Annotated in this window: 12 protein-coding genes and 1 pseudogene; 10 read left to right on the top strand and 3 right to left on the bottom strand. The window is 69.8% G+C overall.

What is annotated here, in order from left to right; all coding sequences use genetic code 11:
• The first annotated feature begins 6 nt into the window (after positions 1–6).
• The 4 genes from AB0D53_RS29160 (at position 7) to AB0D53_RS29145 (ending at position 3,295) form a co-directional block, all read left to right on the top strand.
• Entirely contained in the window at positions 7–366 is a 360-nt protein-coding gene (locus AB0D53_RS29160; RefSeq protein WP_362451943.1) for a hypothetical protein, read from the top strand.
• Positions 367–519: 153 nt separating this feature from the next.
• The gene (pcaC, locus tag AB0D53_RS29155; RefSeq protein ID WP_362451942.1) at positions 520–1,797 is read left to right on the top strand and encodes a 4-carboxymuconolactone decarboxylase; all 1,278 of its coding nucleotides are present in this window, start codon (positions 520–522) and stop codon (positions 1,795–1,797) included.
• Positions 1,798–1,810: 13 nt separating this feature from the next.
• Positions 1,811–2,467 carry an MBL fold metallo-hydrolase gene (locus AB0D53_RS29150; RefSeq protein WP_362451941.1) on the top strand — a complete coding sequence of 219 codons (657 nt, stop codon included), beginning with the start codon at positions 1,811–1,813 and terminating at the stop codon, positions 2,465–2,467.
• Between the two features lie 48 nt (positions 2,468–2,515).
• Positions 2,516–3,295, top strand: coding sequence for an exodeoxyribonuclease III (locus AB0D53_RS29145; protein ID WP_362451940.1), 780 nt, complete (start codon positions 2,516–2,518; stop codon positions 3,293–3,295).
• A 123-nt stretch (positions 3,296–3,418) separates the two neighbouring features.
• On the opposite strand, the gene AB0D53_RS29140 is transcribed toward AB0D53_RS29145, so the two are convergent.
• Complete coding sequence (locus tag AB0D53_RS29140) at positions 3,419–4,597, bottom strand: Cmx/CmrA family chloramphenicol efflux MFS transporter (RefSeq protein ID WP_362451939.1); 1,179 nt, start codon at positions 4,595–4,597, stop codon at positions 3,419–3,421.
• 788 nt (positions 4,598–5,385) lie between these two features.
• On the opposite strand from AB0D53_RS29140, the gene AB0D53_RS29135 reads away from it, so the two are divergent.
• The 6 genes from AB0D53_RS29135 to AB0D53_RS29110 all read left to right on the top strand — a co-directional run bounded on the left by AB0D53_RS29135 (position 5,386) and on the right by AB0D53_RS29110 (position 10,118).
• Entirely contained in the window at positions 5,386–5,988 is a 603-nt protein-coding gene (locus AB0D53_RS29135; RefSeq protein WP_362451938.1) for a fasciclin domain-containing protein, read from the top strand.
• A 365-nt stretch (positions 5,989–6,353) separates the two neighbouring features.
• Positions 6,354–6,794, top strand: a complete 441-nt coding sequence (locus AB0D53_RS29130) for a DUF6278 family protein (RefSeq protein WP_329819888.1) — start codon at positions 6,354–6,356, stop codon at positions 6,792–6,794.
• 123 nt (positions 6,795–6,917) lie between these two features.
• Complete coding sequence (locus AB0D53_RS29125) at positions 6,918–7,661, top strand: amino acid ABC transporter ATP-binding protein (RefSeq protein WP_329819889.1); 744 nt, start codon at positions 6,918–6,920, stop codon at positions 7,659–7,661.
• 14 nt (positions 7,662–7,675) lie between these two features.
• Positions 7,676–8,587, top strand: a complete 912-nt coding sequence (locus AB0D53_RS29120) for a glutamate ABC transporter substrate-binding protein (protein WP_362452094.1) — start codon at positions 7,676–7,678, stop codon at positions 8,585–8,587.
• A gap of 17 nt (positions 8,588–8,604) precedes the next feature.
• Positions 8,605–9,249: an amino acid ABC transporter permease gene (locus tag AB0D53_RS29115; protein ID WP_329819890.1), complete on the top strand. Its 645-nt coding sequence runs from the start codon at positions 8,605–8,607 to the stop codon at positions 9,247–9,249.
• Positions 9,246–10,118 (top strand): amino acid ABC transporter permease, encoded by an 873-nt coding sequence (locus AB0D53_RS29110; RefSeq protein ID WP_362451937.1) that lies wholly within the window; start codon positions 9,246–9,248, stop codon positions 10,116–10,118. Before AB0D53_RS29115 ends, AB0D53_RS29110 begins: the two co-directional genes overlap by 4 nt.
• Before the next feature lie 59 nt (positions 10,119–10,177).
• On the opposite strand, the pseudogene AB0D53_RS29105 reads toward AB0D53_RS29110, so the two are convergent.
• Together AB0D53_RS29105 and AB0D53_RS29100 are read right to left on the bottom strand one after the other, a co-directional pair.
• Positions 10,178–10,524, bottom strand: a pseudogene (locus tag AB0D53_RS29105) (CocE/NonD family hydrolase C-terminal non-catalytic domain-containing protein); the annotation flags it as partial.
• Between the two features lie 62 nt (positions 10,525–10,586).
• Complete coding sequence (locus tag AB0D53_RS29100) at positions 10,587–11,792, bottom strand: Ig-like domain-containing protein (RefSeq protein WP_362451936.1); 1,206 nt, start codon at positions 11,790–11,792, stop codon at positions 10,587–10,589.
• Positions 11,793–11,895: the final 103 nt, after the last annotated feature.

The following is an 11,895-nucleotide window of genomic DNA, read 5'->3' as shown; positions in this document are numbered from 1 at the left end:
CTGCCGATGTCCCACGGTGTTCTGGCGGCCGGTGTCGTCGTGCTCCTCGCAGCCGGCAATGTCTGGTACCTGCCCGCCTATGTCGACCTGCGGGCGGGCCAGGACCGGCCCCGCTCACGGCGGCCGGCCGCCGCCGCCGTGCTGACCGGGTGGGGCGCGGCGGCCCTCACGATGTTTCTGCTGCTCATGCCGGTCACCCCGGTCCTGGCCGCGCTGACGGCGGTCGCGGGCACCACCACCGTGGTGTGCCTGGCCGTCCGGGCGAGGCTGCGACGGGGGCAGGAGCAGCGCGAGGAGGAAGTGCGCTGGTCCACGCTCCTTCCGGTACGGACCTCCGGCCGGGGCGGGAGCACCGGGGACCGGTAGCGAGCGGTCCGGACCGGGACCAGGACCACGGCGCGCCGGTAGGCGACGCCGGATGTGGAGGATCTTCGCCCGTCGGTGCACGCATGCGGAGGTCCGGCGAGCGTCCCGACCCCCTCTCCCGCCGGAAAGTGTGCGATATGGGAGCGTGGGCGGGTGAGTGAGACGACGACTGAAACCCTGCAGTACCGCTTTGACGGGCCCGAGGACGCACCGATCCTGGTCCTGGGCCCCTCCCTCGGCACCTCGTGGCACATGTGGGACCGGCAGATACCGGAGCTCACCCCGCACTGGAGGGTCTTCCGTTACGACCTCCCGGGGCACGGCGGCGCCCCCGCCCACCCCGCCACCGCCATCGGTGACCTCGCCGACCGGCTGCTCGCCACCCTCGACGGACTCGGCGTCCAGCGCTTCGGATACGCGGGCTGCTCCATCGGCGGTGCGATCGGCGCCGATCTGGCGCTGCGCCACCCGCACCGGGTCGCCTCGCTGGCCCTGGTCGCCGCCTCGCCCCGGTTCGGCAGTGCCGACGAATTCCGTCAGCGCGGGGTGGTGGTGCGTACCAACGGGCTGGAGCCGATGGCACGCACCGCACCCGAGCGCTGGTTCACCCCCGGGTTCTCCGCCGCCCAGCCGGCCATCGTCGACTGGGCCGTCCAGATGGTCCGCACCACCGACCCCGGCTGCTACATCGCCGCCTGCGAGGCCCTCGCCGCCTTCGACGTACGCGGCGAACTCGGCCGTATCACCGCCCCGACCCTCGTCCTGGTCGGCGCCGAGGACCGGGTCACCGGACCGGGTGACGCCCGCGTCCTGGTCGCGGGCATACCGGACGCCCGGCTCGCCCTCGTCCCCGGCGCCTCCCACCTCGCCCCGGTCGAGCAGCCCGGAGCCGTCACCGATCTGCTGCTCACCCACTTCTCGACGGCCTGGCAGGACACCCTCGCCGCCATCCCCGTCCCGCCGTCCACCCCGCAGCTCTCCGCACCCGTGCTGCCCGTCGCGGAGATCACCGCCGCCACCCCGCAGCCCCGGCCCGGGACCGGTGGGCGCCCCGACCCGTACGAGCCGGGCCTGAAGGTGCGCCGCGAGGTGCTGGGCGACGCCCATGTGGACGGGGCCCTGGCCGCCGCCGACGACTTCACCGAGGACTTCCAGGAGCTGGTCACCCGCTACGCATGGGGCGAGGTGTGGACCCGGGAGGGCCTGGACCGCCGCACCCGCAGCTGCGTCACGCTCACCGCACTGGTCGCCTCCGGCCGTCTGGAGAGCCTGGCCGCACATGTCAGGGCCGCCCTGCGCAACGGCCTCACCCCCACCGAGATCAAGGAGGTGCTGATGCAGACCGCCGTGTACTGCGGCGTGCCCGCCGCCGGTGCCGCCTTCTCCGTCGCCCGGACCGTGATCGAGGAGGAAACACGGCCCCGCCCGTAGCAGTATGGGAGTCATGGACGCCGTGAACCCCATGCACCTGACACTGACCAAGAAGACGCACTCCTGCGTCCGTCTGGAGAAGGACGGGCGGACGCTCGTCATCGACCCGGGCGGCTTCTCCGAGCAGGACGCCGCCGTCGGTGCCGACGCGATGCTGGTGACGCACGAGCACCCCGACCACTTCGACGAGGGACGGCTGCGCGCGGGCATGGAGGCCAACCCGGCCGCCGAGATCTGGACGCTGCGCAGCGTCGCCGACCGGCTCACGGCAGCCTTCCCCGGCCGGGTCCACACCGTCGGCCACGGCGACACCTTCACCGCGGCGGGCTTCGACGTACAGGTCCACGGGGAGCTGCATGCCGTCATCCACCCGGACATCCCGAGGATCACCAACATCGGCTTCCTGGTGGACGGCTCGCTCTTCCACCCGGGCGACGCGCTCACCGTCCCCGACCGGCCGGTCGACACCCTGCTGCTTCCGGTGATGGCCCCCTGGAACAAGATCTCCGAGGTCATCGACTACGTACGCGAGGTCGGGCCGCGGCGCGCCATCGACATCCACGACGCACTGCTCACCGATCTCGCCCGCCCGATCTACGACAGCCAGATCGGCAGCCTCGGCGGCACCGACCACGGCCGGCTGGTCCCGGGGGACTCGACCGCCCTGTGACCGGTGCCCGTCCGGCGGCTGTCAGTGCCAGCCGCTAGGTTTACGTACATGCGCATCGCCACCTGGAACGTCAATTCGATCACCGCCCGGCTCCCGAGGCTGCTGGCCTGGCTGGAGAGCAGCGGCACGGATGTGCTGTGCATCCAGGAGACCAAGTGCACCGCCGAACAGTTCCCGGCGGACGCGCTCCGCGAGCTCGGCTACGAGTCCGCGGTCAACGCCACCGGCCGGTGGAACGGCGTGGCGCTGGTCTCCCGGGCCGGCCTGTCCGACGTGGTCGAGGGGCTGCCCGACGGCCCGGACTACGACGGGGTGCAGGAGCCGCGGGCGATCTCCGCGACCTGCGGCCCGGTCCGGGTCTGGTCGGTCTACGTGCCCAACGGCCGCGAGGTCGAGCACGCGCACTACGCGTACAAGCTGCGCTGGTTCGAGGCACTGCGGAAGGCCGTCGCGGCGGACGCCGCCGGCCCGCGGCCGTTCGCGGTCCTGGGCGACTTCAACGTGGCCCCGACCGACGAGGACGTCTGGGACCCGGCGGTGTTCGAGGGGGCCACGCATGTCACCCCCGCCGAGCGTGCCGCCCTCGCGGCACTGCGCGAGGAAGGGCTGTCGGACGTGATGCCGCGCCCGCTCAAGTACGACCGCCCGTACACCTTCTGGGACTACCGGGAGCTGCGCTTCCCGAAGAACAAGGGCATGCGGATCGACCTGGTCTATGGCAACGCGCCGTTCGTCGCGGCGGTGGGGGACAGCTACGTGGACCGCGAGGAGCGCAAGGGCAAGGGCGCGTCCGACCACGCCCCGGTGGTCGTGGACCTCGACATCTGAGGCCCGTTGTCAGTGGCGGCCGATAGCGTGTTTCCCGTCCCTGTTCCGCTTGCTGGCTGCTTGCCGTGACCAGGACGGCCCCGCCCGTTCAGCGCCGGGCGGGGCCTCATCCACCGCAGTCCGTCAGACCGCGGCGATGCCGTCCCGGCCGCGATCGGCGGCACGGCTCATCCCGAATGCCGCCCCGGCGGTGCCCAGGGCCAGGACCATCAGCAGGGCGCTCACCCACAGCGGCGACCGGAATCCGTAGCCCGCGCCGATCGCCAGGCCGCCCAGCCAGGGGCCGAGCGCGGCGCCCACATTGAACGCGGCCGTGGCGAACGAGCCCGACATGGTCGGTGCGTCGGCCGCCAGCCGGAACACCCAGGAGATCAGCGCCGTACCGGTGCCGAACGCGAGCATTCCCTGGACGAGGACGAGCACCACCGTCGCCGACGGGCTGCCCGCGGTCATGGCCAGCCCGGTCCAGCCGATGACCAGCGCCACCAGACCGGTCGCGGTGAAGGTGACCGGCCTGGTGTCGACGAGCCGGCCGGCGACCGTGACGCCGATGAACGAGCCCAGTCCGAAGAGTGCCAGCAGCCCGGGGACCCAGCCCGTGGTGAGCCCGGTGACATGGGTGGCGAGCGGTTCCACGTAGGAGAACGCGCAGAACGTCGCCCCCTGCACGAGGGCGCTGGTCAGCAGGGTCAGCAGCAGCCGCGGACCGGCCAGGGTGCGCAACTCGACGCTCGCGGGGGCGGGGGCGGATTCGGGCCGCCCCGCCGGAACGGTCCTGGCGATCACGAGCATGGCCGGTACGGAGACCAGGGCCACGGCCCAGAACGCCGACCGCCACCCCCAGTGCCCGCCCAGCGCCGCACCGGCGGGCACCCCGGCCACACAGGCGACGGTGACGCCCCCGACCACCACCGAGGTGGCGCGTGCCCGGGCCTCGGGCCCGACCATGGAGACCGCGGTCACCAGGGCCACCGCCCAGAAGCCCGCATTGGCCAGCGCCCCGACGACCCGGGTCGCGAGGAGCAGCCCGTAGCCGGGAGTGAGCGCGCCGACGACATGGACGGCGGCGAAGACACACAGGAAGAACAGGAGGGCACGGCGGCGCGGCCAGTTCCGGCTGAAGAGCGCCGTCAACGGCGCCCCGACGATCATTCCGATCGCGAAGGCCGAGGTCAGCAGCCCTGCGGCGGGGATGGACACGTTCAGGTCGGCGGCGATGTCCGAGAGCAGACCGGAGAGCATGAACTCGGAGGTGCCCTGAGCGAAGACGGCGAGCCCGAGCGCGTAGACGGCGAATGGCATGAAGGAACCCCATGGACGGCAGATGGATGGACCAGACAGGGGGTGTGGGCCCACGCCCGCCCGTCACGACGGGCGGCAACGCGGAAGAACGTCCGGGGAGTTCATGGACGTGAGCCGACGACGGCAGGCGCCGGAGCCGGAGGGTCCGTGCACGGCCGCATCGAGAGCGATCCGTGAGCGCGGACGGGAAGAGCGCAGCCCACACAGCGGTGGTCCTGCGGCAGCAGCCGGTGGGAATCGGCTCCGGCCGGTACTCGGCGTGAGAGGAGCGATTCCGCGGGGGATCGGCCACCGGCGGACCGGTGGCTAGCCTCTGTCGGACTCGGGGCTGGACATGATCGTGAAGCTACCAGCCCGGATCGGCTCGCCTCCACCGCTTTTCGGCCGGAACCGCGCATCGGAGCGCATGGCGCGCGGTTTCGCCACGGAGAAGCGCTGACTGGTCACTGAGGGTGACCGACCGGTGGCCGGCGGGGGAAGGGCGGTGAACGCCCGTCGGGGCCTTCGTCTCTCCGGGGTGTGCCCGCTTCTCCAGGGCGTGCCCGCACGGCTGATCCGCCCGCCGTGGAGCACCCGTCTTCGCAAGCCGCGGGCGAGCGGCGCAACCGGCCGAGTGTCTTCCGGGTGCGCTTCCCGCTGCGTGGTGTCTAGGCTTGATGCGGTGGTCCACGAGGTATGCCGGAGCGGTGCAGACGATACCCCGGCCGGGTCGGCCACAGTCCTCGTCCCATGAGGGTCGCCATCGACACCCACGGATTTCCGCTCAGACAGAGGAAAGAGGGACCGGTATGAGGTCACATCGCATCCGCACGAGCGCCGCAGCGGTCACCGCTGTGGTGGCCCTTCCGTTCTCGCTCGGTGCGTTCGCCCCGCAGGCGTTCGCCGGTGATGCGGCGTCCAGCCCGTCCAGCACGCCGAGCCCCTTCGGGCCGGGATGTTCCCAGCTGCCGCACGGCGGCAAGGGCAGCGCCACCGGCATGTCCAAGGAACGCGTGGCCACGGCAGCGGCCAACAACCCGAAACTGACCAAGCTGGCACTCGCGTTGAAGGATGCCGGGCTCACCACCAAGCTCAACGACGCGAAGCACATCACGGTCTTCGCCCCCACGAACGCGGCCTTCGACAAGATCTCCAAGATGCAGCTCGCCGGCCTCCTCAAGGACAAGGGGAAGCTGAAGAAGGTCCTGACCTACCACGTCGTGGACAAGACCATCACCCCGAACGACCTTCCCAACGGCAGCTTCAAGACGCTGGAGGGCTCCATGCTCAAGACCTCCGGGTCGGGCACGTCGTTCAAGGTCAACGACACCGCGAAGATCGTTTGTGGAGACATCAAGACGGCCAACGCCACGGTCTACCTCGTCGACACGGTCCTCATGCCTCCGTCCTAGGAGCACTCCTTCTCCACGGCTTCGCGGTCGACCGTGCGGTACGACGCACGGGTGACTCAAACATGTGTCCGATCGGACGAGTGATCACCCTGCGGTCGTCTCCGTCGTCGGCCGGCTCGCCGGTCCCGGGTCGCAGCACACCCCCGAGGTGCGGCGACCCGGGGCCGGTTCTGTGTCATGGTGACCTGATGGTCGCACTTCGCCGTGCCGGCCTGGTGGGGTCCGGTGGGAGTCGAGTGGGAGATGAGCATGGTGGGCGTGAGTCGACTGACACCAACAGGAGCCGGCTGCCGGCCGTCGCTCGCGCCGGGCGCTCCCCTGGTGCGGGCCGGATCGGGCGGCAATGGCCCTGTGGGGATCTGGTCATGAACATCCCTTTCCTGGACAACTGGCGCAAGCGTCACGACGGTGTGCGGGGGGCCGGGCTCGCCGCCGCCGTGGCGGCCGATCCCGATGGCGTGGCCGAGCTCCTCGCCGAGTGCGAGCTGTTGCGGGTCCGGGCGGGGCAGCGCGGGCTCGAACTCGACGACAGCCCGGCCTCGTTGGCGGCGCTCGACCAGTTGCCGCCACGCTGGCGCGACGACCCCGAGGAGTTGCCCTGGCTGGGCAACGACGCGGGTCTGTACCTCGGGACGGTCCTGGTGCGCAATGTCCCCGGCGCGGTCTGGGGCATCCGGCCCGGTGGGCAGCCCGTGGTGCGGCTCGCCTCGGGGCGGGAGATCGACGTGGTCGAGGCCGGGCTGGACTGGGCGATGGCGGGCAGCCCCGAACTCTCCCAGGTGTATTCGGAGTCGGCCGAGAGGTAGGAATTTCACTACAACCGAACAAGAAGCCTTATGCCCCATTTGTGCGTGTCGATGATGAAGTCCCTTTGACGGCTGGATAGTTTGCGCTGACCTCGACACAGCGAAAAGTGGGTAGGGCAGCGTATGGCCGTCGATCCGTTGATCGAGCTGCGGGACGTCAACAAGTACTACGGACAGTTGCACGTACTGCGGGACATCAATCTCACCGTCGGCCGCGGGGAGGTGGTGGTGGTCATCGGCCCCTCCGGCTCCGGCAAATCGACGCTCTGCCGGACCATCAACCGGCTGGAGACGATCGAGTCCGGCCATATCGCGATCGACGGCAGACCCCTCCCCGAGGAGGGGAAGGGCCTCGCCCAGCTCCGGGCCGAAGTGGGCATGGTCTTCCAGTCGTTCAACCTGTTCGCGCACCGGACCGTGCTGGCCAATGTCTCGCTCGCCCAGCTCAAGGTCCGCAAGCGCAAGAAGGACGACGCGGACCGGCGCTCCCGCGAACTGCTGGAGCGGGTCGGACTGGCCTCGCAGGCCGACAAGTTCCCCGCCCAGCTCTCCGGCGGCCAGCAGCAGCGCGTCGCCATCGCCCGCGCCCTCGCCATGGACCCCAAGGCGCTGCTCTTCGACGAGCCGACCTCGGCGCTCGACCCGGAGATGATCAACGAGGTGCTGGAGGTCATGCAGCAACTCGCCCGGGACGGCATGACCATGGTCGTCGTCACCCACGAGATGGGCTTCGCCCGCTCCGCCGCCAACCGCGTGGTGTTCATGGCCGACGGACGCATCATCGAGGACCGCACTCCCGAGGCGTTCTTCACCGCTCCGGAGAGCGACCGCGCCAAGGACTTCCTGTCCAAGATCCTCAAGCACTGACGGGGGGTTCCGTGTTGCGTACGAGAAGAGTTCTGGCCGCCTGCGCCGGTCTGCTGCTGGCCGTGCTCGCCACCGGGTGCGGCAAGGAGGGCAGCCCGCCGGTGAAGGGCCCCAAGCCCGAGCAACTGCCGGTGTACAAGGTCGACACCGCCTTCCGCCTGCCCGCCTCGCCGACCTGGACGAAGGCGAAGAAGCGCGGCTACCTCCGGGTCGGGGCCAAGGAGGACCAGCCCTACCTGGGCGAGAAGGACCCGGCCACCGGCATCTACTCCGGCTTCGACATCGAGATCGCCAAGATGATGTCGGCCTCGCTCGGCTTCGACCCGAAGACGATCCGCTTCAGGACCATCGCCTCCGCCAACCGCGAGACGGCGCTGCAGAACGGGCAGATCGACTACTACGTCGGCACCTACACCATCAACGCGATGCGCAAGAAGCTCGTCGGCTTCGCCGGTCCCTACTTCATGGCCGGACAGAGTCTCCTCGTCCGCACCGACGAGCACGACATCAACGGCCCGCAGGACCTGGCCGGCAAGACGGTCTGCTCGGCCGCCGGGTCGACCCCGTACCAGCGCATCGCCGCCGACTATCCGAAGGCGATCCTGGTCGCCTACGACACGTACTCCATCTGCGTCGACAACCTGCTGACCTACCAGGTCGACGCCGTCACCACCGACGATGCCATCCTGCTGGGCTTCGCGGCCAAGGCGCCCAAGGAGATGAAGGTCGTGGGCAAGCCGTTCTCCCAGGAGCCGTACGGCATCGGAGTCCCGCGCAGCGACAACGCGCTGAGGTTCGCCCTCAACGACGCCCTGGAGGCGAACGAGAAGAACGGCAACTGGAAGAAGGCGTTCGAGGCGACGCTCGGTCTGTCCGGGGTGCCCGCGCCGACGCCGCCGCCCATCGACCGCTACCCGGCCACCTGAGAGGGCGGGCATCGACCATGGACGTACTCACCGAGAATTTCTCGCTCTACGGCAAGGGTTTCCTGGGCACGGTCGAACTGACCGTCTACTCCTCGATCCTCGCCCTGCTCCTCGGTTTCATCATGGCCTCCTTCCGGGTGGCCCCCGTCGGTTCGTTGCGGGTACTCGGCACGGTCTGGGTGATGGTGCTGCGCAACACCCCGCTGACCCTGCTCTTCTTCGCGGTCCTGCTCGGACTGCCGCGCTTCGGACTGGTCCTTCCCTTCAAGGTCTTCGCGGTCCTGGCACTCGGCTGCTACACCTCCGCGTTCATCTGCGAGGTGCTGCGCTCGGGCATCAACACCGTGCCGACGGGGCAGGGCGAGGCGGCCCGCAGTCTCGGCATGACCTTCGGCCAGACGCTGAACACCGTGGTGCTGCCCCAGGCGTTCCGCTCGGTGATCCCGCCGGTCGGCTCCACGCTCATCGCCCTCGCCAAGAACTCGGCGATCGCCGGGGCGTTCAGCGTCACCGAGCTGCTGGGCACCTACAAGACCCTCAACGAGCTCGGCTACAGCATCATCTGGACCTTCGTCTGGATCGCCGTCGGCTACCTGATCATCACCCTGTCCATCAGTGCGCTCTTCAACGTGATGGAGAAGCGCTGGGGAGTCGCCCGATGACCACCCGCACCGCGCCGCCCGCCACGGCGCTCTACGACATTCCGGGCCCGGCGACCCGCAAGCGCCACCTGCTGTACGGGATCGTCTCGACGGCTCTGATCCTCGCCCTGGTCGGCTGGGTCGTCTATCTGCTCTTCGACACCGAACAGTTCACCAGCGCCAAGTGGACCCCCTTCACGTACAAGGGAATCCAGGAACTGCTGCTGCGAGGACTGGGCAACACCCTCAAGGCGTTCGCCTACGCCGCGGTGCTCTCCCTCCTGCTCGGCGCGGTCCTCGCCGTGGGCCGGCTCTCCGATCACCGGCCGGTGCGCTGGATCGCCACCTTGTTCGTGGAGTTCTTCCGGGCCATGCCCGTACTGGTGATGATCTTCTTCATCTTCGTGGCGCTGAAGGTGCAGCCGCTGCCCGCCCTGGTCACCGGTCTGACCCTGTACAACGGCTCGGTGCTCGCCGAGGTGTTCCGTACCGGGATCGTCTCGGTGGAGCGCGGCCAGTCCGAGGCGGCGTACGCACTGGGCCTGCGCAAGACGCAGGTCACCACCTTCGTACTGGCCCCGCAGGCGGTGCGGGCCATGCTGCCCACGATCATCAGCCAGTTGGTCGTGGCGCTGAAGGACACCTCGCTCGGCTATCTGATCACCTACGAGGAATTCCTCCACGCGGGCAAGCTCATCGCGTCCAACCTCGACTACGATCTTCCCTTCATCCCCGTGGTGATGGTGATCTCGCCGATCTACATCGGGATGTGCATGCTGCTCTCCTGGTTCGCGACCTGGGTGGCCAAGCGGGAACGGCGCAATCCGAAGATGAAGGCCGTGGAGATCGCACCGGCCGAACCAGGAACGCTGCTGCCGGGAGTGCAGTAGCCGGGGTCCGCCGCGAGGCGGAGCCAGCAGAGCGCTGCCCGCCCGGCAGCAGCCGGTGATCACTTCTCGCACAACGGAACGGACACGTACGACGGGTCCGCCGGGGACGAGGAGAAGGTCAGCTGTGATCCGGTCGGGCCGTGCTCGATGTACAGCGGGTCGACGGTGTCGATCACCAGGGTGAGACGGTGACCGGCCGGAACGCCGTAGGCGGCGGAGAAAAGCTCCGGGTCCACGGGGAACGGCCGGCCCTGCGTCCGCCCGTGGAAGGTATAGGGGGCGTTGCTGACCAGCTTGCCGAGGCCGAGCGGCCCTTCGTCGTGGAGATGCGCGACGAAAGGCCGCTTTCCTTGTCCGCGGTCACCGTGGTGCGGAGCTCCGCGATGCTCCGGGTGCGCCGCGGTGCTGTGCGCTTCGGGGTGACGGCGCCGGCCCCGCCGCCGGAGGCCCGTCGCGGCTCCGGGACCGCTACAGCGCGCTCTTGGCCTGCCAGTCGGACCACGACACGTTCCACGCCCCGTATCCGTTGCCCTCCGCGACCGTGCCCTTGGCGTCCGCGCCGGTGATCTCGAACGGGTCGCCGACCCGCACCTGCTGGTAGAGCGCGCCGGCGTTGGCGTCGCTCATCCCGACACAGCCCGAACTGTGGTTGGCCACCCCGAAGTAGGCCGCGTTCCACGGCGCCGCGTGGGCGTACATCCCCGACCAGGTAAGACGCATCGAGGAGTCGACCATCTTGTCGTAGGCGTCGCCGAGGCCGACCGTCTCGGAGCGCATGTTGATCGTGCCCTCCTTGGCCATCAGCACGGCGGTGCCGCGCCAGGACGCCTTCTCGCCGCCGGGGGTGCCGGCCGACATGGGCACGTCCATGACGGTCTTCCCGTCCCGCTTCAGCGCCAGCCGGTGACGGTCGAGGTCGACCTTGACCACCTGGTCGGCGCCGATAGTGAAGGTGGTCCGGTAGTCGCGTACGAACCAGCCGCCGGACGGGCCCGAGTCGATGCCGTTGAGACCGGCGTCGAGCGTGACCTTCGTACCGGACTTCCAGTACTCCTTGGGCCGCCAGTCGACGCGGTCCTTGCCGGAGTAGTCCTGCAGCCAGCCCCAGGAGCCCTCGGTGTTGTTCGAGGTGGAGACCTTCAGGGCCTTCTCGACCGCCGCCTTGTCCTTGACCGGGTTGTCGAAGACGATCGAGAGCGGCTGGGCGATGCCGACCGTGGTGTTCTTGCCGGGGGCCAGCGTCAGCTTGTTGACCTTGTCCGCGGCGGCGGTGGTGAAGGCGGCCTCGGCGCCGGCGCCCTCGGTGTTCTTCGCCTCCACGCCGTACGCGGTGCCGGGCGCGGCCGGCCGGTCGGAGGTCCACGTCCTGCCGTCGGCGGATATCCGGCCGGTCAGCGCCTCGCCCCCCTTCGCGCTCACCGTGACCGTCTTCAGCTTTCCGTCGGCGAGCGTCACCTTCACCGGCGTCCCCGGGGCGGCCTGGCCGCCCCGCAGGTTGACCGAGATCCTGGCCTCGGAGGACGCGGCCGCGCCGCCCTTGCCCGAGTCCGACGCGGCGGCACCGGAACAGGCGGTGAGCGCGGTGCCGAGCACCGCGGTACCGGCGATCAGGGTGAGCCGGACCGGGCGGCCGAGCGGAGCGGAGCGGCGTACGGGCCGACGTGCAGCGATCAACGGAAAAACCTCCATGGCAGTGCTTCTCGCCGAGAAAGAGAGCGGCATCCGCCGCCTGGTTCCGCATATCACCCGAAAATCGGGAAATGCCCTGTGTGAGATG

This window comes from Streptomyces sp. NPDC048295, assembly GCF_040652135.1.
Lineage (GTDB): Bacteria > Actinomycetota > Actinomycetes > Streptomycetales > Streptomycetaceae > Streptomyces.
This window is presented reverse-complemented; position numbering and strand designations above follow the sequence as displayed.